This is a genomic window from Acinetobacter bereziniae (assembly GCF_016576965.1).
Taxonomy (GTDB): Bacteria; Pseudomonadota; Gammaproteobacteria; order Pseudomonadales; family Moraxellaceae; genus Acinetobacter; species Acinetobacter bereziniae.
Window position 1 is genome coordinate 936390 of sequence record NZ_CP066119.1, and the last position, 26429, is coordinate 962818.

A 26429-nucleotide genomic window follows, 5' to 3' on the forward strand; every position below is an offset into this window, starting at 1 on the left:
TCCTGTGTCAATTCAAGAAATCCGTCATCCGCTTATCCGTCATAAACTTGGTCTATTACGCCGTGCTGATATAAGTACCAAGAACTTTCGTGAGCTTGCTCAAGAAGTGACTATGCTCTTGACTTATGAAGCGACTAAAGATTTACCAGTTTGTGATCACGAGATTGATGGCTGGAATGGAAAGGTAAGTGTAGATCGTATTGCCGGTAAAAAAATTACGGTTGTGCCGATTTTACGTGCGGGTATTGGCATGCTCGATGGCTTCTTGAACCTCATTCCAAGTGCTAAAGTTTCAGTATTAGGGCTTGAGCGTGATGAAGAAACTTTGGAAGCACGTACCTATTATAAAAAATTAGTTCCAGATGTTCAGAATCGTTTAGCCATGATTATTGATCCAATGCTGGCAACAGGTTCGTCTTTAGTTGCTGCAATTGATGTATTAAAAGCCAGTGGTTGTAAAGATATCCGTGTGATGGTCCTTGTTGCTGCACCAGAAGGGATTAAACGTGTTGAAGCTGCACATCCTGATGTAACGATTTTTACTGCCTCTATTGATCAAGGCTTAAACGAAAATGGCTATATCGTACCGGGCTTAGGTGATGCAGGTGATAAAATTTTTGGTAGTGTGCAAAAAGATTAAAATTTAGTATGATCAAAGGAGGCGATAGGGGCCTCCTTTTTTATTCTAATAAATGAGAAAAAAATGTTTCGTAAGGGGATAGTCATTTTTTATGATGAAAAATCTGCTAAGGGCTTAATAGAATTAAAAAACGATCATCAACAAGTTGTTTTTAAATTAGAAGATTTTTCAAACCAAACTGTTCTCCCACAACTTGGAGAGCGGATTAAGTGTGTTGTGCTGGAACAAAATGGAGAAGTTTTAGCTAAATTTATCGTACGTCTAGATCATAAAAACTATGTCACTGACCCAAACCGATCTTTACCTATTCAGCATTTATATGAAGAAAATGTCTATGAGAATGTAAGAAAAGCGCGAAAGGCACATAAGAAAAGAAGAGTGATTGAGGATGAGCAATTACCAGACAATGTTCAATCATTGACAAGACCTGCGTTGCAAGCCCAAACGATGCAAATGAGTGAAGACATAAAACTGGATGTTGTTGTACAAGACATATGTAGTCCAGAAAATAAGACTCAAGAACAGCCCAGTCAAGACAAACAACTACAAGATTATGCGCCAACACGATCGTATCAAGTCGAAGACAAATCATTATTGACAGATCCAAACCTTGTTAATATAGGCAAAGATACAGCTGAAGCAATTTCTGCAATAGCACTATTCGATACGGTCCAAATCTCGAAAACTGAACCATCTTTAGCCCGAATTCAAATGGACAATCCTGCTGCTCAAAAAAATATAAGCCTGCACTGCGAAAGTGAGAGTGAGGAAAGAGCGATCGTCCATGAAAAGCAACAGCACTTGAGAGATAGCAAGCGTGAAGCTGTTGTTGATCTTCAGACGCAAACTGTAGTTTTAACGCATCCAGTTGAACATAGAATTCTTGAAAAAAATATGCATTTGAATATGTTACAGCAATTTTTTCAAAATATTAAAATTCAATTCTTTTATTCTAAACGTAAGCAGCCGAAGAAGAAAACAGCTTCTGAACCAGCTATACGGTTGAATCCTTGGATAGTCATTATTGGCATTATTTTATTTATCGGTGTAAATTGTGTTATGTATGCCATGGATCGTTATAAGCAGTACAAAATTGAAAGTGTAATGAAGTTACAACAATATCAACAGCAACAAAAAGATGCAATTAAACAGCAGAAACGCGAGGCATACTCGCGCTAAGTCTCTGAAATGAGTAAAATATATTGTGATTCATAAGTATTTATAAGAGAAATGCTATGTTTTATTTGGGGCAAATCATTGAGTATCACGATGATAAAGGATATGGGCTTTTATTAGATCACCACTCTGCACAAACCGTGGCGTTTTATATTGCCGATTTTCCAAAAGAAGGGGGACAGCCTAAAAAGGGTGAAACCATCAAATACGTTGTGATCAATGATAAAGGTACGTTTAAAGCACATCAAATGATCCGTTTAGATGTGGCGATGAGCAATGATCTTAAAAGTAAAAAGGTGGATATCGATAAACAAAGAAATATTTTAAGGGCAAGTCAAACGGATAGTCGTAAATTCGGTTTTATTTCTTTTGTAATTTTGGTGATGGTTTTTGGATTGGTTTATTTTAGTTTTGCGGCTTGGACCCAATATCAAAGTTATCAAAAAGATCAACTGGCAAAATTTGAATTGTTTGAACAACAGCAGAAACAAATTGTAGCGCAACAGCGAAAAGAAGTAGGTTATGTAAAACCTGTAAAATTTAGTGAAAAATCTGAAAATGCTTTAAATGGAAAAAATGAGGCGTTGCGTATACAAAATGCGCCTGCTGTAGCCATGACTGCAAATACTCCTGCAGTAGCTTCCACAAATACATCACCATATCGTTGTGATGGAAGAACCCATTGCAGTCAGATGAGTTCCTACGAAGAAGCATTGTTTTTTATTCGGAATTGTCCAAATACTCAAATGGACGGTGATCATGATGGTCAACCATGTGAACGCCAGTTTGGGCATTAACTCATTCAAAAAGCAAAAGAAAAGCTCCACGTGGAGCTTTAAAACTATTTAATTTGAGTTCGATAAAAATTCTTGATGAAATATGATACTCGGAACCGTCATCCGCAGTTGTTTGAGGCAGGACTACTTTTATAAAGTATTGTTTCTGCGACTGATTGAATGTGTTGCTGGTGATTGACGAGTTTTGCGGATGACAGTGGTTTTGCCTACTTTTCCCGAAAGAAAAGTAGGGCGAGCCGCAGGCTGATCCTGAAATTGGGTGAAAAATCAACAAGACTCCGCCGAGACTTATTGTTTTCCAATAAGTTGAAGATGTGGTTACATCGAACTCACGTTATTTACTTTCACAAAACTTCATGAAGGCTCTTAAGCCGGGACCTTGGTATTTCTGACGGTGTACCAACATAAACAATGGACGAGCCAGTTGCCAGAAAGGAGTATTTAGAATCACCAATTGTCCCTTATCCAGTAAGGGTTGAATAGCCAATTTAGAGATACATGACATACCTAAGCCACCAGCGACTATTTTTAAGATGGCTTCGTTATGACCCAATGTTAAGCGGATATTGGCATCTTGAAGGTCTTTAAGAATCGCATTATCAAATACTTCACGTGTTCCAGAGCCTTCCTCACGTAAAATCCATTCTACATGTTGGAAATCAGATTGTCTGAGTTCACGATGTAAGTTGGCAAGAGGATGACTAGGTGAACAGCACACGGCAAGCTCATCATCACGCCAATGTATACATTGCAATTGAGGTAAGAAACAAGAGCCTTCGATTAAAGCCAAATCAAGTTGAAACTGATTAACTGCTTCGATCATCTGGCGTGTATTACCGACTTGAAGCTGTAAATGAGCTTGGGGTTGAATTTGTAGGAAATCCGCCATTAAATCAGGCATTAAGTAATCACTAATGGTCAGTGTGGCACCAATGCGTAAGTCAATACTTTGCAATTCACCTTTGGCGGCTTGTTCAAAAGCTTCACAGCGACCTAAGATTTCTAAAGCTTGTGGCAATAGAAATCGTCCTAAATCATTTAATTGTAGTCGTTTCCCTAAACGGTCAAACAGAGGAGCACCCAAACCATCCTCTAAGTCTGCCAAAGCCATACTTGCTGCACTTTGAGTTAACCGAACTGCATCACTTGCTTTGGTTACGGTACCTTCCTGAGCGACAGCAACAAACACAGCCAGTTGGCGTAAAGTCATTCGCATAAGTAGAGCCTTAACATTTTAATATTCATACATTATATAGGCATGCTACCATGAGCACTATGTTTCATGCCACGAAGAAATTATGTCAATTGAAAAATTTAGCATAGAAAAGGTCTTATCTGTTCATCGTTGGACGAATACGCTTTTTAGTTTCACCATGACTCGACCTGCTCATTTTAAATTCACCGCAGGGCAATTCGCTCGAATCGGTTTAAAAGTCGGTGATGATTTGGTGGTAAGGGCATATTCCGTGGTTTCCTCGCCTTTTGATGAAACACTGGAATTTTTTTCAATTGTTGTCCCCGATGGTGCATTCACATCAAATTTACAACATCTTAAAGTGGGTGATGAACTGTATTTGGAAAAGATTCCATACGGATTCTTAACTTTGGCACGTTATCAATTACCACTTCCGCAAGACTTGTGGTTACTGGCAACAGGTACGGGATTGGCGCCATTTATTTCGATGTTACAAGACTTTGAAACATGGTCAAAATACAAAAAAATCAATTTGGTATATAGCGTAAGAACCGCATCTGAATTGGCCTATGTGGATCGTATCCAAGAGATCGCAGAGCAATTTGGTGAAGGGCATACAGGGTTTAAATTTATTCCTATTATTACACGAGACCCACACGCAGCCTTGCATGATCGCTTACCGATATTGATTGAAAATGGTGAGTTGGAAAAAGCTGCTGATTTACACTTTAATGTCGAAACCACACATGTCATGTTGTGCGGTAATCCACAGATGGTCGATGATACCAAAGCGGCGCTTAAAGCCCGTGGTTTAACCATGAACCGCCGTGGTGAAGGCAATATTGCTGTTGAAAATTATTGGTAAATGATCTATTCAGATGAGAGAAAGATATTAAGGATCTTTCTCTTTACAATCACAAAATATTTGTTGCCAAATTAACTGACGATTCTTGATACGGCATTTTGCTTCAGCCGTTCAGTTGAATAGGCGTTGGCATCTACAAACGTTTCCTGTTTTAAAATCAATTGTCTAAGCAGTTGAGCTGAGGCTGGTCCCATACATAAGCCATTACGATAATGTCCAAAGTTCGCCCATAAATTATTGAGCTCTGGCATTTTTCCAATATAAGGAATGCCTGTTGGCGAGCTTGGGCGCAAGCCAGCCCATTGCTTCACAATTGGAAAATTGGCCAATTCAGGCACCATTTCAATACACGCTTTATAAATGCTTTGTTGTACAGAGATACTAGGGCGATGATCAAAGCCAATATGATTCATACTCGAACCGCATACGATATGTCCATCTGTACGTGGAATGAGATACATGACGTTGTTCATACACATGGTTGGAAGCCAGTTTTCAGGAGTTTTAAACAACATCATTTGACCTTGAACAGGATTAACAGGAATCGTTAGCTGCAACTGCTCACTCCAACAATTAGACCAAGCACCTGTTGCAATCACAAAATGATCAGCTGAAAAGTCTTGCCCATTTGCAGTTTGAACAGATTGAATCTGTTGATTTTGAATATTAAATTTCTCAATCCATGTGTTTTCACAGATATCAGCCAAAGGATGTTGTTTTAGATAGGTGATCAGTGATTTGAGTAACCGAGGATTGCGTACATTGGCTAACTGTGGAAAGTAGATCGCATGTTGAAATTGTTCAGAAATTTGTGGATTAACTTGTTTAAGTTTTTCTCTGGATAAATATTCACAATGTTGCATCGGTTCTTGGTATTGGTCTTTATAATTGAGTCCAATCTCAAAATCTGCTTCGTCGAAGATCAACATGCCAGTTTCATGAATTTCAAAGTCTATACCTGTTTTAGGGAATAGTTTTCGATTCCAATCCTGATAAAGTTGTTTGCCATATTGAGCCAAATGGTTGACTTCTTGTGGGTAGCGCCAAGGGTACATCGGAGACAGAATACCACCGCCTGCCCAAGAAGCGGCTTGTCCAGCATGTTGTTGATCGAATAGGGTGACTTTACAGCCTTGTTCAATAAGTTCAAGTGCACTGAGTAAGCCACTTACTCCAGCACCGATAATGGCAATATGCATGGGTGTATTCTGTAATAGTAAATAAATTTGAATGAACGAGAGTTCAACCTATATTTCTGTACGATGGCATCATCGCAAAATGATTTTGATCACTCGATTAACTTTTGATTTGACCTACTGTGTTAACAACAGGAGATCAAACCAATTCAAAGCGCATTGCTCTTCATCGTTAAACATTTTTGCGACCAATATGTGAGTCCATCCATCGCAAAAAATTTACATTTAAAATCTAGTCCTATTGGAGACAATAGCGGATGACATCCATAGGTATCGTCTATAGCAGTGTGAGAATTTACTTCATTTGTTTTAATTGACGTGCTGCATCTTCAGCATAATAGGTCCAGATACCATCTGCACCAGCACGACGGAAGCACATCAACGACTCCATAATCACACTCTCAGATAACCAACCATTTTGAATCGCAGCAGCAAGCATGGCATATTCACCACTGACTTGATAAACGAAGGTTGGCACACCGAACGTATCTTTGACTTCACGGACTACATCCAAATATGGCATACCAGGTTTAACGATCACCATATCAGCACCTTCTTGAATATCGAGCGCAATTTCATGCAATGCTTCTGCACGATTGCCGACATCCATTTGGTAATTGTACTTATTACCACCTTTGAGGTTGGATGATGAACCTACTGCATCACGAAATGGACCATAGAAACTTGAAGCATACTTTGCAGAATACGCCATGATATTGGTATAGATAAAATTATTACTTTCTAAAGCTTGGCGGATAGCTCCAATCCGTCCATCCATCATGTCGCTTGGTGCAATGACATCAGCACCTGCCTCAGCATGGCTTAAAGCTTGTTTAATGAGACATTGTACAGTTTCATCATTCAGCACATAACCTGTATCATCAATGATGCCATCCTGACCATGCGTGGTATATGGATCTAATGCACCATCAGTAATCAGCACCATTTCCGGAAGTTCTTTTTTCAAAAGACGTAAAGTATTTTGAACTAATCCGTCTTCATGCCATGCCGCTTCAGCTGTTAAACTTTTGTCTTCTTGTGGTGTAACTGGAAATAAGGCAAGTTTTGATACGCCAAGTTCTAATAATGTTTCAGCTTTTTTTAGCAATAAATCTGCCGATAAGCGCTGAACATTTGGCATACTGGGTACATCTTGGGTCTGGTTTTGCCCTGGAAGTACAAATACTGGGTAAATGAGATGGTCTGCTGTAAGTTGTGTTTCTCTCACCATCGCTCGAAGTTTGTCGTTTTTACGGATACGGCGCATACGAGTGGCTGGGAAAGCAGGACGATTGAACGTATAAGTCATAACAATCTCGATGTTCAGTATTAAACTAGGCACATATTGTAGCCCTTTCATATTTTTTTTGGGAAAAAGCTGAAGTTTTTTCTCATTATTGGTTTCGAAATGATGATGAGTGATTCTCCTAAAACTGATTCTGCGCAGAGCGAATCACAAAAGAAGTGGACTGGTAACTTACATTTAGGTGCAAAAGCAGATCTAAATGTCGTCCTTAACCAGTTGACCAAAGCGTTTAATGGTTCACCTTATTTTTCGCATAACAACATGCAAATGCGTGTGGTAAATGATGAAATTGAAGGGTATATCGAAATGAAGCCTTATCTGATTGGCAATGTTGCATTTCAAATCTTGCATGGCGGTGTTGCTGCGACACTGTTAGACAGTATTGGTGGGATTGTTGCAATGGGTGAGTTGTATAAACGAGCCGAACCAGACCAGCTCCCAGATACGCTCAAAAAAGTTTCTCGACTTGCAACTGTGGATATGCGTGTCGATTATCTCGCGCCTGGTCGTGGTGAATATTTTATCGCAAAAGCTGAAACCTTAAGAATGGGACGTAAGGGGTGTACGATGCGGATGACCATGGTCAACAATGAAGGTAAGGCGATCGCAACTGCAATCGCATCGTATGCCTATTGATCACGCTGACAAAGTGTACTATGCAGTACACTTTTGTATTGTTTATGTCAATATAAGCCATCGGAAAGCATATTTTGATGGCTTATTTGGTTTTAAAAAAATATGAATAGCACAGGGTCTATTGACAGTTCGTCTATGCTTGCGACTGTGTGTGTTTTTTAGTCGATACTAGGCGCGGAGTACGAAATTTAGTCATTCTAAATAAGTAGTTCGTAACGACGTAGCGGCAAAAAACACAATAGTCCCGAAGGGTTGTGGCTAAAATTATCTCAGCCTGCGTTATGAAATTCGAAAATAGTATCGCTATTCTCTTTATTTCATGCCTTGCCTGCTCAATTTTAACCTACAACGCAAGCCATTTATGAAATATCAATAGACCCTAAGATTGATCTATTTTATAAAGATAAACTTTAGAGTAATATTTTTATTCTCATAATATGATTTTTGTCTGTAAAATTGAGCACCACAATTTTAAGAATTTGACTTATTCAACCATCACGCAAAACCCCCAAAAAAGTGATTAAGCTGATGTTCAGTTTATATCCTTAAAATGCACTGATGTTTTGACAAGTCCAAGTAAGCTAGGAATATGCGATGACTGAAGCGCAAACGACGAATGCCTCTCCAAACGATGAAAATGAAGCGCAAGCGGATTTGGAAGCCAAACAAAAACGTAAAAAAATGCTGAAGATTTTTGCCATTATTGTTGTCGCAGCAGCAATTCTATATGCAATTTGGGCTTTAGTGTTTAGCAATACTGTGGAAACAGACAATGCCTATGTTGGTGCTGAAACTGCTGAAATTACTTCAATGGTCAGTGGTCAGGTGGCTGAAGTTTTAGTGAGTGATACACAGCAAGTCAAGAAAGGCGATGTTTTGGCAATTATTGATAATCGTGATGCTAAAATTGAGGTTGCAGAAGCCGAAGCAGCGTTAACTAAGGCAAAGCGCCAATACACACAAAGTTCTGCAAATAGCAGTTCATTGTCCTCGCAAATTTTGGTGAGTACAGACGATATTAATAGTGCTAAAGCACAAGTAGCACAAGCCGAAGTCGCATATCAGCAAGCGCAACAAGAATTTGCTCGCCGTCAGCAATTAAGTGCAACAGGTGCAATATCGAAGGAAGAATTTAGCAAAGCACAAAGTGCTTTGAATAATGCTAAAGCTAGTGTTGATGTCGCAAAAGCGGCGCTTGCCCAAACTGAATCAAAACGAAAAGCAGCGCAAAGTAACTTAGATGCCAATGAAGCATTAATTCGTGGTACCTCGCAAAGTTCAACACCTGATGTATTGGTAGCTCAAGCAAAACTTGATCAAGCGCTTTTAGATTTACAACGGACTGAAATTAAAGCACCGCTAGACGGAATTGTTGCCCGTCGTAGCATTCAAATTGGGCAACGTGTGGCACCTGGTGCAAGTTTAATGAAAATCGTGCCAATAGCTGATCTGTATGTCGATGCAAACTTTAAAGAAAGTCAGTTAAAGAATGTCAAAGTCGGTCAAAAGGCAACTTTAACCTCTGATCTATATGGTAAGGATGTTGAATATCATGGTACCGTGATTGGCTTTTCTGGAGGCACAGGTTCTGCATTTGCTTTGATTCCTGCACAAAATGCGACAGGTAACTGGATTAAAGTGGTTCAGCGTTTACCAGTACGTATCAAACTTGATCCTAAAGAATTGGCTGAACATCCATTACGTGTGGGTTTGTCCATGAATGCTGAGGTCGATACCTCATCAGCGAAGTAATCGCTTATGAATACAGCAACATTTCAAAATGAGCTGAAAGGCGGACGTTTACTCCTCGCTGCATTCTTTTTAGCACTTGCCAATTTTATGGTCGTGTTGGACATGACCATTGCCAATGTTTCTGTACCACATATTACAGGAAGTTTAGCGGTTTCAAGTTCACAGGGAACTTGGGTCATTACTTCGTATGCTGTTGCGGAAGCCATCTGTGTGCCTTTAACGGGCTGGTTGGCAGGACGCTTTGGTGCTGTTCGGGTATTTACCATCAGTTTGATCGGTTTCACCACATTTTCCATTCTGTGTGGTTTATCCAATAGTTTGGCAATGCTGGTGATCTGTCGTATTGGGCAAGGCTTATTTGGTGGTCCAATCATGCCATTGAGCCAAACGCTGCTCATGCGTATTTTTCCGCCTGAAAAGCATTCGCAAGCAATGGGTATGTGGGCAATGACCACAGTGGTTGGTCCAATTTTAGGTCCAATTCTGGGTGGAACGATCAGTGATAATTGGTCTTGGCACTGGATTTTCTTTATCAATATTCCTGTAGGTGTAATCTGTGCTTTGGGTGTCATGCGTTTGATGAAAACAGCAGAAACCCCGATTGCAAAATTACCTATTGATACCATTGGTTTAACTTTGCTGATTATCTGGATTGGTGCATTGCAGCTCATGCTAGATTTAGGGCATGAACGGGACTGGTTCAATAATACCTTTATTTGTATTTTGGCTGTGATTTTGGTGGTTGGATTTATTGCCTTTTTTATTTGGGAATATTATGAAAAACATCCCATCGTCAACATACAGATTTTCCGATACCGTGGTTTTACCATTGCCACAATATCGCTGGCTTTCGCCTTTGCAGCATTCTTTGGCAGTATTGTATTGATTCCACAATGGTTACAGATCAACTTGGGCTATACCGCTTCTTGGGCAGGTTATCTCACTGCAACGATGGGCTTTGGTAGTTTGATGATGTCACCGATTGTGGCGAAAATGGCAACCAAATATGACCCAAGAGCATTGTCGAGTTTTGGTTTGATGATTTTGGGGGGCGTGACCCTGATGCGTTCATTTTGGACCACGGATGCAGATTTTATGGCATTGGCATGGCCTCAGATTATCCAAGGTTTTGCGGTGCCATTCTTCTTTATTCCTTTGTCCAATATTGCTTTGGGCGTGGTTCGCCCAGATGAAGTTGCTTCTGCTGCGGGTTTAATGAACTTTATGCGTACAATGGCAGGGGCGATAGGTGCATCTCTGGCTGTGACGATTTGGGATGATCATACTAAGTTGGCGCGGAGTGAAATTGTATCGACTATGCATGTCGAAGAAACCCAGCGTAATTTGGTCAATAGTGGTTTTAGCCCAGAAATGGCTTTGGGGACGATTTCTAACTTGGTGGATAAGGAAGCTTTAACACTTTCAGTCAATCATGTGTTTTTGATTTTTGCGATGGTATTTATCTTTGCAGGGTTAATTATTTGGTTATGCCCTAAACCGAAAGGTAATGTGGGCGCAGGGCATGCCCATTAAATTTTAAGTGTTATTGAAAGCCTGCTGAAAAGCGGGCTTTTTTATGGATATTCTTTATGTTTAATCGATAGATAGCCTGTATTTTATCTATTGATCAAGATCAGGGTATAATACACAGATTGTGTACTGCGATGAGGAATATGTATGAAGCCTGAATTCCAACAAGGAAAAATTAAACAATACAATGCTGAAAGAGGCTTTGGATTTATTGGTGGGCTTGAGCAGGATATTTTCTTCCATATTTCTGATTTTCCGCTTGCTGAGGGAGAACCAAAGCGTAACGAGCGAGTTAAATTTATCGTGGTTGAAAATAACGGTAAGTTGAAAGCCGCTAAAATTGAACGGGTAGAAGACCAGTCCGCCAAGGCTAAAAAGACGAGAGTTGTTGAGAACAATAAGTCGATTACCAATACTTTGTTGTCTAATTTTAGAAAGTGATCGCTGTTGAAAATTGGGGGGCATTTGATTTAAATGCCTTTGGTTTTTTTAAGATATTGACTTGAGTTATTTTAAGATATTGACCTGATCAAAATCATCTAGTGTCGTTTGTTGATTGAACATTCGACTGTTATATTTATATGAATCAGATAGTTTCAAACGTTTTGAATATTGAGTCTGCTTTTCTCCATAATATTGATGATATTCAAGAGTAATCGAGTCATCAGCTATAGTAGGATTGATAAAAATAATTCCTTTTCGGTCACTATTGGCTCTGATCGATGAATTATCCTCGCTGAAATAGATATTTTCACCAGCAATATAGGCAAATTGATGATTTCGTTTAATAAATATTTCATACATTGGAAAGTCTTTTGTGTTGTTTAAGGGATAAAAAACACCATCTTTTAACAGTGTAATCAATTTATTTTTACTTGATCCCTTTTCTTTGGTGTTATTGATGAGTCTTATATTGATTTGAATTTCAGGGTCTATGTCTTGATGAGCTAGAGTCGAAAAACTTAAAGTCGGTTCTTTTTGCATGGTTATTCTTGCCTTAGTTTCTAGGAAGATGATGATAATAATCGCAATTAATATTATAAAAATGCAGATTTTCAGCTCTTTATTGATAATTATCTGTGAACCACCTGCCATGACCTTTCCATTTTATTTTTCTGATTTAAATTTTATATTAATTTTAATTTAACTATTTTGTAATTAAAAGCATAGAATAAAAATCACGTTATTGTTTTTCTTATTAAATTTTTATTTTACTATGTTGCTAGAAAAGTAGCGTAATTGCTTATTTAAATAGAATAATATTGCGAATTTCAAGATAATGCTGGATCTACAATTTCCTTTCAGTAATCTATCCTACGTATTATTGAAAATAGGATTTATTGTTTAAATTCCTAAGATCATCTGATAAGGTTTAAATCCATCCAATACGGCATTAGCAACCAAATGAATAAATGGTTCAGTGTGATCATTCGCCATCCATTGATCTAAAGCTTCATAATAAGCTAATCGATTTTCTACAGTAATTACACTTGGTGGATAACCAGATTTAAGCAATTCAAGATTCATCAATAATCGAGATGTACGTCCATTTCCATCAACAAAAGGATGGATCGCTACAAAATCTGCATGGACTTTGGCTGCTCGTTCAATAGGATGCAATTTTTGACTATCACGATTATACCAATCAATAAACTGAGTCATTTTATCATTGAGCAATGTATGGTCTGGTGGAAGCGCCGTAGCCCCTGAGATTAATACATTTTGTTGGCGATATTGCCCAGCATTTTCATCATCAATATTTTTCAAAATGAGTTGATGAATATTACGAATTTGCCATTCTGAAAAGGGTTCTTGGCTTTTGATAATATCTTCAACATACAAAATCGCATTACGATGATTGATTGCTTCAAAATGCTCCCTTAATGCTTTACCACCGATCGTAATTCCCTCAAGTACAACCTTTGTTTCTAACAAAGTTAAGGTATTACCCTCAATGGCATTGGAGTGATAAGTCCACCGTAAAACGAGGTCTTCGTGTAGATTTTTAACAATCGTAGGAGAAAGAGGTCGATGTTGATCCAATTTAGCTTTTAAATCATCAATGATCTCAAACATGTTTTATCTCTACAGGCGCAATAAAATGATCATACATGAAAAAATGATGGCTATAAAATCTAACAGTTACGGTATTAGGAGTAAATTTATCGTAGAAATGAATCTAGTTATTTAAATTATTTCTAAATTTTTTTATCATTATAAAATTCAAATACTTAAAACTTAATTGTAATATTGTATCAAGGATTATAAATCTATTTTTTTAAAAGAGAGAAGAATATTAATTCGCCTGATTTATATACAAGCCCCCTCTTTTTCAAAGAGGGGTTAGGGGAGATTTAAATAAACCTAAGAAACCGAATCATCCAAGTTCGGAGCTAACCAACGTTTCGCTTCATCCAAAGTCCAGTTCTTACGCTTTGCATAATCCTCAAGCTGATCTAATGCAATCTTACCAACATTAAAGTATTCAGATTGAGGATTCGCATAATAGAAACCACTCACACTTGAAGGTGGCCACATTGCAAAACTGCTGGTCAATTGGGTACCAATCTTATCTGTGGTACCTAACCAATCAAACAAAGATGCTTTTTCAGAATGCTCAGGACAAGCAGGGTAGCCTGGTGCAGGACGAATACCGACATACTTTTCTTTAATCAATTCTTCATTTGAGAGTTGTTCATCAGCTTGATAGCCCCAGAACTCTTTACGAATACGTTCATGCAAATGTTCAGCAAATGCTTCAGCAAAACGGTCACCTAAGGACTGAGCAAGAATGGCAGAGTAATCATCCCCTTTGGCTTTGTACTCATGTGCCATTTCTTCTGCGCCAAAAATTGAAACGGTGAAACCACCCAAGTAGTCTTCAGCTTGTGCTTTGGTTGCCACAAAATCCGCCAACGATAAATTAGGTTTCCCGGTCACTTTGTCAGACTGTTGACGGATATGATGGAAAGTATGGGTGGTATTTGCACCAGACTCATCATAGACTTCAACTGAGTCCGCCGCTGAACGATTGGCAGGATAAATTCCAAATACAGCACGCGCATCAAAGCGTTTATTTTCAATAATGTCTTTGAGCATCGCTTGAGCTTGATTATACAAATCAGTCGCAGCTTCACCGACCACTTCATCTTGTAAAATTTTCGGGAATTTGCCTGCCAAGCTCCATGAAATAAAGAAAGGCGTCCAGTCAAAGTAATCGACTAATTTTTCAAGCGGGTAGTTAGTGATGGTTTGTAGACCGATAAAGTTTGGTTTTACTGGTGGATGAGCCGCAAAATCAATTTTTAACCCATTCTCAATCGATTCAGCATAAGACAACTTGGCAGCTTTGGGCTGTTTGTTGGCAATACGCTCGCGTACTTTTTCATATTCAGCACGATGTTCTGCGACAAATGCCGGCTTCATTTCTTTAGATAATAATGTTGTCGCAACACCAACTGCACGAGAGGCGTCGGCAACATAAATCACTGCATCATTTGAATATTGTGGATCAATTTTTACCGCAGTATGTGCTTTCGATGTTGTTGCACCACCAATCAGCAATGGAATCTTAAATCCCTTACGTTGCATTTCTTTAGCGACAAATACCATTTCATCTAAAGAAGGGGTAATTAAGCCAGATAAGCCGATAATATCAACTTTTTCATCAATCGCGGTTTGTAGAATTTTTTCACAAGGAACCATGACACCAAGGTCAACAATGTCATAACCATTACAGCCAAGCACCACGCCCACAATATTTTTACCAATATCATGAACATCACCTTTTACTGTTGCCATCAACACTTTACCTTTAGATTGGCTTCCCGTTTTTTCAGCTTCAATGTACGGGTTTAGCCATGCAACAGCTTGTTTCATGACACGTGCAGATTTTACAACTTGCGGTAAGAACATCTTACCTGAACCAAATAAATCTCCAACAACGTTCATACCGTCCATCAATGGACCTTCGATCACGTCCAATGGGCGTTTGGATTTTAAACGAGCTTCTTCGGTATCTTCATCAATAAAAGTGGTGATGCCTTTAACAAGGGCATATTCAAGGCGTTTTTCAACAGTTTCATTACGCCACTCAAGATTTTCAACTTGTTTTTGAGCAGCACTTTGACCACGGTATTGTTCTGCAACTTCGAGCAGTTTCTCAGTTGCATCTTGACCACTTGCTCCCTGATTTTGGTTGAGAATCACATCTTCAACCGCATCTTTTAATTCTTTTGGAATATCATCATAAATTGCCATTTGACCGGCATTTACAATTCCCATGGTCATGCCTTGTTGAATAGCATGATATAAGAATACAGAGTGAATGGCTTCTCGCACAGGTTCATTGCCACGGAACGAGAATGAAACGTTTGAAACACCGCCAGAAATCATGGCATGAGGCAAGTTTTGTTTAATCCAACCAGTGGCTTCAATAAAGTCCACAGCGTAGTTATTGTGTTCTTCAATCCCTGTTGCTACAGCAAATACGTTCGGGTCAAAAATAATGTCTTCAGCAGGAAAGCCGACTTCATTGACCAATACATCATAAGAACGTTTACAGATTTCACGCTTACGTGCAGCTGTATCCGCCTGACCTGTTTCGTCAAATGCCATGACAATAATCGCAGCACCATATTGACGACATAGGCGTGCTTTATGCACAAACTCGTCATAACCTTCTTTTAAAGAAATCGAGTTTACAACAGGCTTACCTTGAACACATTTTAATCCTGCTTCAATGATTTCCCATTTTGATGAGTCAATCATGATTGGAACTTTGGATATTTCAGGCTCGGATGCAACCAGATTTAAAAAATGCACCATTGCATTTTCCGAATCCAACATTCCTTCATCCATATTAATGTCAATGATTTGAGCACCTGCAACCACTTGCTGTAAAGCAACGTCGAGTGCCTCTGCAAAGTTTTCTTCACGAATTAAACGTAAGAATTTTTTAGAACCTGTGACGTTGGTACGTTCACCGACATTGACAAATAAGGAGTCATCGTAAATGTTGAATGGCTCTAAACCACTTAAACGACAAGCAGGTTTGGTTTCAGGAACTTGACGAGGTTTGATGTCTTTTACGGCATGATAAATCGCACGAATATGATCTGGTGTGGTACCACAACAGCCGCCAGTAATATTAATCAAACCACTTTCAGCAAACTCTTTTAAAAATGCAGCAGTTTGTTCTGGCGTTTCATCATAACCACCGAAAGCATTGGGTAAACCTGCATTGGGATGCGCTGAGACAAAAACATCTGCAACATCTGAAACAGTTTTGACATGTGGACGCATGGCATCTGCACCCAAAGCACAGTTAAAGCCAATTGACAATAAGTCGCCGTGGCGCACAGAGTTCCAAAAAGCTTCTGCTGTTTGTCCTGTCAGTGTACGACCTGAAGCATCTGTGATGGTTCCTGAAATCATCAATGGCAGTTCATGACCAAGTTGTTTAAATACCTCTTTTACTGCAAAAATTGCAGCCTTACAGTTCAAGGTATCAAATACAGTTTCGATCAGAATAATATCTGCACCGCCCTCAATAAGCGCATGTGTAGCTTCGATATAATTGTCTTTAAGCTCATCAAAGGTAATGTTACGAAAAGCAGGATCATTCACATTGGGCGAGATAGAGCAGGTACGTGATGTAGGACCCAATACACCTGCGACAAAACGTGGTTTATCAGGTTTTGAGTATTTTAAACATGCTTGTTTGGCAATACGCGCAGCTTCACGGTTGATCTCTGGAACCAAGTCTTCCATATGATAGTCAGACATGGAAACACGTGTACCATTAAAGCTGTTAGTTTCAATAATGTCTGCACCAGCGTCCAAGTATGCTTCATGAATCCCTTGGATAATGTCAGGCTGTGTCAGCACCAAAAGATCGTTATTGCCTTTGAGATCAGATGCCCAATCTGCAAAACGCTCACCTCGATAATCTGCTTCTTCCAGTTTATGGCGTTGGATCATGGTTCCCATCGCACCATCAATTATGAGAATACGTTGGGCAAGAAGCTCTTTTAACGTGGTAAGCGTAGACATTCAAACTCTCAATAAAATCGGATTTTAAAAATAGCGCTATGTTATCAGAATGTAGCGCGGCAAGGTATTCATCTTTGTCGATATGGATGATTTGAAAAATGAATGAATTTGATTAATTTTCAACTAAAAATAAAGATAAATTTAGAAAGTAAGTATAAAACAAAATAATGATTTTAATCACATTATTTTAATGAAAGTGTGATTTTTTTAAATTTATTTTTGTGGCAAAAATTATAAACTTGCTCAATGAATCACAAAATAATAAATGTATTACATCTAAAATATAATCGATGATAAATGACGATAATTATCAAATCAAAATATTAAAAAGTTGATGATTCTCAAAGAAGCTTTGAAAAATGGAAAATCATTACTGATCAAACAAAAGTCGGTTTTTTTACGTTAAAAAGTATACCAAAAAGTCAAATATTCATTCCAAAAAATCAATCATTTTCAGGTATTGCTGATTTTTTCGCATACGTTAGTAAAAGCATTGCAATGCCAATAAATAATGTTAACTATTACTCAGAACTATTCTAAAAACTTACGGTAATTGTCAATGAATAAGACATATAAAGTTGTTTGGAACGAATCTTTAGGTACATGGTGTGCAATTTCTGAAACTTCAAAGGTTCGTGGCAAACGCTCTTCTGGGAAAGCAATTGTTGCAAGTGCGGTGATCGTCGCTTCCACCATGTCAGGTGTGACATTCGCTGCTGATAATTATGTCAGTGTTAATGATGGTGGTGTACAGAGCGGAAACTACAATAATGATGGTGCTGGTGTTGATGGCTCTGTTGCGATTGGTCCAGATTCGAGTAGCTCAGGTGCTTCAGGTGTTGCGATTGGTAATAATGCCGATGTTCATGGTTATCAAGGTGTCGCAATTGGCAATAATGCGCAAGCAGGTTATCAAAGTATGGCTTTGGGTCATGACGCTATAGCAACTGCATTTAACAGTATGGCATTGGGTGGGAATTCGATTGCTTATACAGATGGTACTGCTTTAGGACAGGGAACTTATGCTAATAAGTTAGCCACAGCAATGGGCAATGGCTCTTTAGCGGTTGGGTTGGAAAGTACAGCTTATGGCTATAGTGCGCTTGCTGGTACAGATTCGTTTAGTCAACCATCAGCAGGTACAGACCCAGATACGATTGGGAAAGCTTATGCCACTGCAATGGGTTCTAGAGCGAAAGCCTCTGCTCAAGGTTCAACTGCGATCGGTGCAGGGAGTGTCGCTGAGGTCGAGAGTGGTGTGGCACTAGGCAGCAGTTCCGTTGCCAATACAGCCGCTGGTGTTGCAGGTTATATTCCTACTGGTGCAAATCAAGCACAGTCATCAGCGATTAATGCAACTCAATCGACATTGGGTGCAGTCAGTGTGGGAAGTGCAGGCAATACACGTCAAATTACCAATGTTGCCGCAGGTACCGCAGACACAGACGTAGTCAATCTTGCACAACTGAAAGCCGTTGAAACCCATTATGTCAGTATTAATGACGGTGGTACGCAAAGTGGTAACTATAATAATGATGGGGCAAAAGGGACTAATAGTCTGGCGATTGGTGTAGGAACGAAAGCCACTGGAAATGATGCGATTGCTGTCGGGACGGGCTCTCAAGCGCTAAAATCAGGTGCGGTTGCAATTGGTTTAAATGCTGTCGCTGATCATAATGTAGTTAATCAATATACTTACAACACCGTAGCAATCGGTACCAGTGTTCGAACTAATGGGGTTGGTAATGTTGTCATGGGACTAAACAGCAGTACTGCTGGAAATAATTCTGTGGCGATTGGAGTGGGTAATAACGCTACAAATGACGTTTCTGTTGCGATGGGGCTGAATAATACGGCTGATGGTATACATAACACAGCAATTGGTAATCAAAACAATATACAGGGCAGCCAAAATGTTGCAGTAGGAAATGGTAATAACATTCAGGGTGATTATGCCACTAATGTAATGGGGCAAGGAAATACTGTTTCAGGTCCGTATACCAATGTTTTTGGTTCAAGTAATAACGTTTCTGGATTGACTAACTTTGTTGCTGGGGGGGGAAACTCTGTAAATGCAGAGCACAGTGCTGTCTCAGGACAAACGAATGAGGTTTATGGACCTTCTAATGTTGTTACAGGATTGGCGAATAAAAGTACATGGGGTTATTCTGTTTTATTAGGGAGAAATAATATTGTTGAAGCTAATCACGCCACAGCGATTGGTATTGATAATCTAATAAATGGTGGAATTTCCAATGCGCTTGGCGTAGCCAACAAAGTCAGTGGCAGCGAAAGTAGTGTGATTGGCAATGATAATATTGTTTCAAATAACAATACCCATGTGTTGGGTAATGATGTCACGACTACTCAAGATAATAGCGTGATTCTCGGAAATGCATCGACTGACCGTGCAGCAACAACAGTAGATAAAGTTACGATTAATGGTGAAGATTACACAGTTGCAGGAGCTGGCTCTGTGGCAAAAGGTATCGTCAGTGTTGGTAAAGCAGGCGCTGAACGACAAATCATTAATGTAGCAACAGGTGAAGTCAGTGCAACCAGTACCGATGCTATCAACGGTTCACAACTCTTTGCGACCAATAAAGCCATTGCAGATAGTCAAACCCATTATGTCAGTATCAATGACGGTGGTGTGCAAAGTGGTAACTATAATAATGATGGGGCTTCTGGAAAAAATGCATTAGCAGTTGGTGTAGGCGCTAAAGCGGCTGGACCTAGTTCAATAGCAATAGGTACGGGCACTCAATCAATTGGTGATAATGCTATAACCTTAGGAGTTGGTGCAGTTGCGTCTGGTGAGAGAGGTTTGGCAGCAGGATTCGGTAGTAATGTTTCTGGTGCTATTTCTGTAGCTGTAGGAAATCAAAATTCTGTTTCAGGTAATTTTAGTAGTGCCTTTGGATCAGATAATAATATTATTGGACTGAGTAGCTCTGCGATTGGTAATGGAAATAATGTCAGTGGGTCTCATTCTGCTGCTTTAGGTTCTTATAATAGTATTACTGGTGCAGGATCTACAGCGATTGGAATTTCAAGTATCGTTCAAGGTAATAATTCGTATACGCTTGGAGGAAATAATAGAATTCCAACAAGTAATACTTTTGCTTTCGGGAATAATCTTACTACTACTCAAGATAATAGCGTGATTCTCGGAAATGCATCGACTGACCGAGCAGCAACCACAGTAGATAAAGTTACAATCAATGGTGAAGACTATACTGTTGCAGGAGCTGGCTCTATCGCAAAAGGTATCGTCAGTGTTGGTAAAGCAGGCGCTGAACGACAAATCATTAATGTGGCAGCAGGTGAAGTTAGTGCAACAAGTACAGATGCGGTGAATGGTTCACAACTCTTTGCGACCAATAAAGCCATTGCAGATAGTCAAACCCATTATGTCAGTATTAATGATGGTGGTACGCAAAGTGGTAACTACAATAATGATGGGGCAAAAGTGACTAATAGTCTGGCGATTGGTGTGAATTCAAGTGCAACAGGTTCCAATAGTCTGGCGATTGGTGTGAATTCAAGTGCATCAGGAACCAATAGTATCGCAATGGGTGTAGGGAACCAAATGGAAGCTGAAGGTAATATTTCTTTTGGTAATGGGAATATTGCTAAGGGTGGGAATGGATCACAGGCTGTTGGAGAAGGTAATAATATTAATGGATGGGCTTCTGCTGCTTTTGGACGATACAATGAAGTTAATGGTAGTGAGTCCCTTGCTGCAGGTAGTGTTAATAAAGTAACGGGTGATTCTAATACTGTAGTTGGTCGAGGAAATAATGTTGGGGGGGGGAATGGCTCTTCCGTTTTTGGGGATGGTAATAATGTTCAAGGGTGGGGTGCCGGTGCTTTTGGACGTTACAATGAAGTTAGTGGAAGTGAAGTCTTTGCCCTAGGTAGTGTTAATAAAGTAACGGGTAGTCGTAATATTGCAGTTGGTCGAGCAAATAATGTTGGAAGTGGGGATGGCTCTTCAGCTTTTGGGGATGCTAATAATGTTCAGGGATGGTCTGCAGGTACTTTGGGACAGAGTAATACGGTTAGCGGTAACGAATCCTACGCAGTAGGTAATGCAAATAACGTTCAAGCTGGTTATAGCATGGTGCTAGGGCGTTATAACAAAATCAATAATGGATATAGTTATGTTGTTGGTGACGCTAATATTGTTAATGGTTCTGGTGTTGGCATACTTGGAAATAATAATACTGTAGCTCAAAATGATACTTATGTATTGGGTAGCGGTATTACAACAACTCAAGCCAACAGTGTTTTATTGGGCAATGCATCGACTGACCGAGCTGCTACCACAGTAGATAAAATTACAATCAATGGTGAAGACTATACTGTTGCAGGAGCTGGCTCTGTCGCAAAAGGTATCGTCAGTGTTGGTAAAGCAGGCGCTGAACGACAAATCATCAATGTGGCAGCGGGTGAAGTCAGCGCAACCAGTACCGATGCGGTGAACGGTTCACAACTCTTTGCGACCAATAAAGCCATTGCAGATAGTCAAACCCATTATGTCAGTGTCAATGACGATGGAATACAAGGTGGAAACTACAATAATGATGGGGCGCAAGGGAAAAATTCTTTAGCGTTGGGCGTGGGTGCTAAAGCAACGGGTGAAAATGCAATTGCGATTGGTAATGTGACTACTGATGCAGCAAATAGTATTGCCATTGGGAATAATAATGTTTTAAGTAATACTGCTGGTGCAAGTACAGTCATTGGTAGCAATAACAATGTAACGGGCAATGAAGCCGTGGCTTTGGGTTCAAACAACACTGTAAAAGATTTCTCAGGTGTTGCGGTGGGTAGTTATAACCGTGCATTCGGTTATCGTTCTATTACGGTTGGTGCAGAAAACCAAACAGATGGTCAGTGGTCATCAGCAATTGGTCTTTGGAATACAGCTGGAGGGGAGCGTGCCACGGCTTTAGGTGCAAATAATAAGATTTTAGGTCGTCGTGCCTTGGGTGTCGGTGTTGTCAATGAAATCTCAAGTGCCAGTGAATATAGCTCAGCAATTGGTGCTTTTAATAAAATTACGGATAGCACCAAATCTTTAGCGGCTGGATTTAGTAATACTATCACTGGTGGTGATAACAACAATGTTTTAGGGAATGAAAATCAGCTCAATAACGCCAAAAATTCAACAGCAATTGGAAATAAAAATATCGTTGCTCAAGACAATACCCAAGTTCTTGGTAACAATGTTACAACGACCCAAGCCAATAGTGTGATTCTCGGGAATGCATCAACAGATCGTGCTGCAACTGCTGAATCAAAAGTCAGCATCAATGGTCAGGACTATGCCTTTGCGGGTGTAGGCTCAGCTAGTAATGGTGTTGTGAGTGTAGGTAAAGCAGGCGCTGAACGTCAAATCATCAATGTGGCGGCAGGAAAAGTCAGCAGTGACAGTACCGATGCAGTGAATGGTTCACAACTTTATGCTACTAATCAAGCCATCGCAGACAGTAAAACCCACTATATCAGCGTCAATGACGATGGAACACAAGGCGGAAACTACAATAATGATGGGGCGATTGGTAAAAACTCAATTGCAATTGGTGTAGCCTCAAAAGCAGAGAACGAAAATAGTGTTGCCCTTGGGACTAACGCTGTTTCAAACTATGGTGGTATTGCAATCGGGAGTGGAGTTAAAGCCTCTAATGGTGGTTCAACGGTTATAGGTAGCAATAGTGTTGCTTTAGCAAATAATGCACATGTTATTGGTACAAATAACCGTTCTGAGCAACAAAATAGTAGCATTTTAGGGAATGAAAATCAGATATTGACCTCAAGTGGTACAAGCCTTGCCATTGGAAACAACAATATATTAACCAGTGGTGGTGCAGCAACTTTAGGATTTGGTAACCAAGTTTCAGGCGCTAGCACGCTTGCGCTTGGTACTGGTAATAATGTGACAAATATGAATACTACAGCGGTTGGAATCGGAAATCAGATTTCAGGAAATGGCAGTATTGCATTGGGAACAGATAACACTGTTCAAAGTGATTCATCTGGGATTTTAGGTAGATATAATCAAGTTAATAAAGGTAGTGTAGCCTATGTTCTTGGACAGGCAAATAATGTTAGTGGTAGCTCTTCTGCTATAGTGGGTATCAGTAATATTGTTGCAAACAACAATACCTTTGTATTAGGTAATCAAGTTACTACTACTCAAGATAATAGCGTTATATTAGGAAATAAATCGACAGATCGAGCAGCGACTTCTGAGTCAAAAGTCAGCATTAATGGTCAAGATTATGCCTTTGCGGGTGTAGGCTCAGCTGCCAATGGTGTGGTCAGTGTCGGTAAAGCAGGCGCTGAACGTCAAATCATCAATGTGGCTGCAGGAAAAGTGAGCAGTGACAGTACTGATGCAGTGAATGGTTCACAACTTTATGCCACCAATCAAGCGATTACCGAAGTTGGAAAATCGGCAGCGGCAGCAAAAACTGAAGTTGTAGAAGGTGACAACATTGTTGTGACCGAAACCCAAGGTAAAAATGGTCAAAGTGTTTACAACGTTGCAACTGCGAAAGAAGTGAGTTTTAACAAGACTACAGTGGGTACGGTGATCACCGACAGCGCAACAGGCAAAATCACAGGTTTGACTGCGGGTGAAGTCAGTGCGACCAGTACAGATGCGATAAATGGTTCACAACTTTATGCGACTAATCAAGCCATTGCAGACAGTAAAACCCATTATGTCAGCGTCAATGATGATGGTGTACAAGCAGATAACTACAACAATGACGGTGCAACGGGTAAAAATGCACTGGCGGTCGGTGTAGGGAGTAAAGCAGCAGGTGAAAATGCTGTAGCTATTGGTTATAACAACAATGTTGTACAAGATAAAACGGTTGCATTAGGCAGTTCAATCACTACGACCCAAGCCAACAGTGTTGTATTGGGCAATGAATCTACAGATCGTGCTGCAACTGCTGAGTCAAAAGTGACCATTCTTGGTCAGGACTATGCCTTTGTCGGTGTAGGCTCTGCGAGTAATGGTGTTGTGAGTGTAGGTAAAGCAGGCGCTGAACGTCAGATCATCAATGTGGCTGCAGGAAAAGTCAGCAGTGACAGTACTGATGCAGTGAATGGTTCACAACTTTATGCCACCAATCAAGCGATTACCGAAGTTGGAAAATCGGCAGCGGCAGCAAAAACTGAAGTTGTAGAAGGTGACAACATTGTTGTGACCGAAACCCAAGGTAAAAATGGTCAAAGTATTTACAACATTGCAACTGCGAAAGAAGTGAGTTTTGACAAGACTACAGTGGGTACGGTGATCACCGACAGCACAACAGGTAAAATAACAGGTTTAACTGCGGGTGAAGTCAGTGCGACCAGTACAGATGCGATTAATGGTTCACAACTTTATGCCACAAATAAAGCCATTGCAGACAGTAAAACCCATTATGTCAGCGTCAATGATGATGGTGTACAAGCAGATAACTACAACAATGACGGTGCAACTGGTAAAAATGCACTGGCGGTCGGTGTAGGGAGTAAAGTAGCAGGTGAAAATGCTGTAGCTATTGGTTATAACAACAATGTTGTACAAGATAAAACGGTTGCATTAGGTAGTTCGATCACCACCACTCAAGCCAACAGTGTTGTATTAGGCAATGAATCCACAGATCGTGCTGCAACTTCTGAATCTAAAGTGACCATTCTTGGGCAGGACTATGCCTTTGCGGGTGTAGGCTCTGCGAGTAATGGTGTGGTCAGTGTCGGTAAAGTTGGTGGTGAACGTCAAATCATCAATGTTGCAGCAGGGCAACTCAGTGCAACCAGTACAGATGCAGTCAATGGCTCACAACTCTATGCGACCAATCAGGCAATTTCATCATTACAAGGTCAAGTGGGTGGCGCAAAAAGTACTGTAATGGAAGGCAAAAATACCACCATCACTAAAACCACCAATGCAGATGGTTCAACTGATTACCAAGTTGCAACCAAAGATGATGTGAGCTTTGACTCAGTCACCGTAGGTAACATCAAAGCAGATGCGCAAACAAATAAGATCACTGGTTTGGCTGATGGTGAAGTGAGTGCAACGTCCAATGAAGCTGTTAATGGTAGCCAACTCCATGGGACTGCTGAAAGTGTTGCCAATGTTTTGGGTGGCAATGCAAAAGTTAATGCAGATGGTAGTGTCAGCACCAGCAATATCGGCAACACAGGTAAAGACAATGTGCATGATGCCATTGCTTCATTACAAGGGCAGGTAGCAGGTTCTAAGACCAGTGTCTCTGCGGGTAAAAATACTGTGGTGAACAGTAGCACCAATGCAGATGGATCAAATAATTATCAAGTGGCTTTGGCAGATGACATTAACTTGAACTCGGTGACTGCAAATCAAGTTACAGCCAATCAGGTAAAAGCAGACCAAGTGATTGCCAATCAAGTCATGGCAAATCAGGTCAATGTCGGTAAAGTGACTATTGATGGGACCAGTAATAAAGTCAGTGGTTTAGCCAATGGTACGATTAGCAAAGACTCTACAGATGCGATTAATGGTTCACAACTGCACCAAACCAATAGCAATGTTGCACAGTACCTCGGCGGTGGCTCAACATTGAACCAAGATGGCTCAATCAAAGCGCCAACCTATAATGTAGCGGGTGGAAGCTATAATAATGTAGGGGATGCATTGGGTGCAGTCGATACACGTGTTAGCAACCTTGAACAAGCATTCTACAACACCAACAAAAATGTAGATGATTTACGCAACGATACCTATGCAGGGATTGCAGGTGCAATGGCTGTGGGTAATTTACCGCAACCGACTGAAGCGGGTATGAGCATGATGAGTGCAGGGCTTTCAGGTTATCGCGGTGAAACAGCCGTTGCAGTGGGTATTAGTGCGATTAGCGACAGCAACAAGATCATTTGGAAAATGGGGGCGTCTGCAGACAGTCGTAGCAATATCGGCGGTGCTGTATCGGTAGGCTACCAATGGAAATAATCTAAACAGGAAGTTTTGATTTCAGCATTTTTCATGTGACGCTCTTAAAACTTAGTCCCTTCGGGGACTGAGTTTTTTATAGTTATATTTTTCGAGTCTAAGCGAAAGTTGGCTTTAAATTTGCACCTTTGTATTTTGTATAACGCTAAATTGTATTGTCGAAATTTAAGCAAAGCTTATTCAAAAATAGTGTTTGTTTTTTCATCAAATTGTCACAAATATCGCAGATACTGAGTGGAAATATTGGTCACCTGTCATATTTGACGGAAATATTACAAATA

Annotated in this window: 15 protein-coding genes; 9 read left to right on the top strand and 6 right to left on the bottom strand. The window is 40.0% G+C overall.

Annotated elements, in window-relative coordinates; genetic code table 11:
• Positions 1-4: 4 nt before the first annotated feature.
• The 3 genes from upp to I9192_RS04345 all read left to right on the top strand — a co-directional run bounded on the left by upp (position 5) and on the right by I9192_RS04345 (position 2613).
• Complete coding sequence (upp, locus tag I9192_RS04335; RefSeq protein ID WP_004827961.1) at positions 5-640, top strand: uracil phosphoribosyltransferase; 636 nt, start codon at positions 5-7, stop codon at positions 638-640.
• Between the two features lie 63 nt (positions 641-703).
• Entirely contained in the window at positions 704-1819 is a 1116-nt protein-coding gene (locus I9192_RS04340; protein WP_200150139.1) for a hypothetical protein, read from the top strand.
• A gap of 56 nt (positions 1820-1875) precedes the next feature.
• Positions 1876-2613: an excalibur calcium-binding domain-containing protein gene (locus I9192_RS04345; RefSeq protein ID WP_200150140.1), complete on the top strand. Its 738-nt coding sequence runs from the start codon at positions 1876-1878 to the stop codon at positions 2611-2613.
• Between the two features lie 334 nt (positions 2614-2947).
• Here the strand turns inward: I9192_RS04345 and gigC are convergent, their stop codons facing one another.
• Positions 2948-3829 (bottom strand): LysR family transcriptional regulator GigC, encoded by an 882-nt coding sequence (gene gigC, locus I9192_RS04350; protein WP_004827965.1) that lies wholly within the window; start codon positions 3827-3829, stop codon positions 2948-2950.
• An 82-nt stretch (positions 3830-3911) separates the two neighbouring features.
• On the opposite strand from gigC, the gene I9192_RS04355 reads away from it, so the two are divergent.
• Positions 3912-4673, top strand: coding sequence for a ferredoxin--NADP reductase (locus tag I9192_RS04355; RefSeq protein ID WP_005030878.1), 762 nt, complete (start codon positions 3912-3914; stop codon positions 4671-4673).
• A gap of 71 nt (positions 4674-4744) precedes the next feature.
• On the opposite strand, the gene thiO is transcribed toward I9192_RS04355, so the two are convergent.
• Both thiO and hemB read right to left on the bottom strand, forming a co-directional pair.
• Positions 4745-5872: a glycine oxidase ThiO gene (thiO, locus tag I9192_RS04360; RefSeq protein WP_200150141.1), complete on the bottom strand. Its 1128-nt coding sequence runs from the start codon at positions 5870-5872 to the stop codon at positions 4745-4747.
• A gap of 292 nt (positions 5873-6164) precedes the next feature.
• The gene (gene hemB / locus I9192_RS04365; RefSeq protein ID WP_139420121.1) at positions 6165-7178 is read right to left on the bottom strand and encodes a porphobilinogen synthase; all 1014 of its coding nucleotides are present in this window, start codon (positions 7176-7178) and stop codon (positions 6165-6167) included.
• 99 nt (positions 7179-7277) lie between these two features.
• Between hemB and I9192_RS04370 the strand changes: the two genes are divergently transcribed.
• The 4 genes from I9192_RS04370 (at position 7278) to I9192_RS04385 (ending at position 11534) form a co-directional block, all read left to right on the top strand.
• On the top strand, positions 7278-7811 hold the full coding sequence (locus I9192_RS04370) for a thioesterase family protein (protein ID WP_004827972.1): 534 nt from the start codon (positions 7278-7280) through the stop codon (positions 7809-7811).
• Between the two features lie 594 nt (positions 7812-8405).
• Positions 8406-9563 carry an HlyD family secretion protein gene (locus I9192_RS04375; protein WP_200150142.1) on the top strand — a complete coding sequence of 386 codons (1158 nt, stop codon included), beginning with the start codon at positions 8406-8408 and terminating at the stop codon, positions 9561-9563.
• A 6-nt stretch (positions 9564-9569) separates the two neighbouring features.
• Positions 9570-11096: a DHA2 family efflux MFS transporter permease subunit gene (locus I9192_RS04380; RefSeq protein ID WP_009585535.1), complete on the top strand. Its 1527-nt coding sequence runs from the start codon at positions 9570-9572 to the stop codon at positions 11094-11096.
• Between the two features lie 144 nt (positions 11097-11240).
• Positions 11241-11534, top strand: a complete 294-nt coding sequence (locus tag I9192_RS04385; protein ID WP_009585545.1) for a cold-shock protein — start codon at positions 11241-11243, stop codon at positions 11532-11534.
• A 66-nt stretch (positions 11535-11600) separates the two neighbouring features.
• Here the strand turns inward: I9192_RS04385 and I9192_RS04390 are convergent, their stop codons facing one another.
• The 3 genes from I9192_RS04390 to metH form a co-directional block, all read right to left on the bottom strand.
• Positions 11601-12188, bottom strand: a complete 588-nt coding sequence (locus I9192_RS04390; protein WP_004827980.1) for a hypothetical protein — start codon at positions 12186-12188, stop codon at positions 11601-11603.
• 249 nt (positions 12189-12437) lie between these two features.
• Entirely contained in the window at positions 12438-13169 is a 732-nt protein-coding gene (locus tag I9192_RS04395; RefSeq protein WP_004827982.1) for a Fic family protein, read from the bottom strand.
• Between the two features lie 288 nt (positions 13170-13457).
• Positions 13458-17147 carry a methionine synthase gene (gene metH / locus I9192_RS04400; RefSeq protein WP_200150143.1) on the bottom strand — a complete coding sequence of 1230 codons (3690 nt, stop codon included), beginning with the start codon at positions 17145-17147 and terminating at the stop codon, positions 13458-13460.
• 559 nt (positions 17148-17706) lie between these two features.
• On the opposite strand from metH, the gene I9192_RS22485 reads away from it, so the two are divergent.
• On the top strand, positions 17707-26148 hold the full coding sequence (locus tag I9192_RS22485; RefSeq protein WP_200150144.1) for a YadA-like family protein: 8442 nt from the start codon (positions 17707-17709) through the stop codon (positions 26146-26148).
• The last annotated feature ends 281 nt before the right edge of the window (positions 26149-26429 follow it).

What these genes read in the sequence shown, in the direction of transcription:
- I9192_RS04340 (WP_200150139.1), top strand. Translation starts at nt 704, where the DNA reads ATGTTTCGTAAGGGGATAGTCATTTTTTATGATGAAAAATCTGCTAAG.
- I9192_RS04345 (WP_200150140.1), top strand. Translation starts at nt 1,876, where the DNA reads ATGTTTTATTTGGGGCAAATCATTGAGTATCACGATGATAAAGGATAT.
- gigC (WP_004827965.1), bottom strand. Translation starts at nt 3,829, where the DNA reads ATGCGAATGACTTTACGCCAACTGGCTGTGTTTGTTGCTGTCGCTCAG.
- I9192_RS04355 (WP_005030878.1), top strand. Translation starts at nt 3,912, where the DNA reads ATGTCAATTGAAAAATTTAGCATAGAAAAGGTCTTATCTGTTCATCGT.
- thiO (WP_200150141.1), bottom strand. Translation starts at nt 5,872, where the DNA reads ATGCATATTGCCATTATCGGTGCTGGAGTAAGTGGCTTACTCAGTGCA.
- hemB (WP_139420121.1), bottom strand. Translation starts at nt 7,178, where the DNA reads ATGACTTATACGTTCAATCGTCCTGCTTTCCCAGCCACTCGTATGCGC.
- I9192_RS04370 (WP_004827972.1), top strand. Translation starts at nt 7,278, where the DNA reads ATGATGATGAGTGATTCTCCTAAAACTGATTCTGCGCAGAGCGAATCA.
- I9192_RS04375 (WP_200150142.1), top strand. Translation starts at nt 8,406, where the DNA reads ATGACTGAAGCGCAAACGACGAATGCCTCTCCAAACGATGAAAATGAA.
- I9192_RS04380 (WP_009585535.1), top strand. Translation starts at nt 9,570, where the DNA reads ATGAATACAGCAACATTTCAAAATGAGCTGAAAGGCGGACGTTTACTC.
- I9192_RS04385 (WP_009585545.1), top strand. Translation starts at nt 11,241, where the DNA reads ATGAAGCCTGAATTCCAACAAGGAAAAATTAAACAATACAATGCTGAA.
- I9192_RS04390 (WP_004827980.1), bottom strand. Translation starts at nt 12,188, where the DNA reads ATGGCAGGTGGTTCACAGATAATTATCAATAAAGAGCTGAAAATCTGC.
- I9192_RS04395 (WP_004827982.1), bottom strand. Translation starts at nt 13,169, where the DNA reads ATGTTTGAGATCATTGATGATTTAAAAGCTAAATTGGATCAACATCGA.
- metH (WP_200150143.1), bottom strand. Translation starts at nt 17,147, where the DNA reads ATGTCTACGCTTACCACGTTAAAAGAGCTTCTTGCCCAACGTATTCTC.
- I9192_RS22485 (WP_200150144.1), top strand. Translation starts at nt 17,707, where the DNA reads ATGAATAAGACATATAAAGTTGTTTGGAACGAATCTTTAGGTACATGG.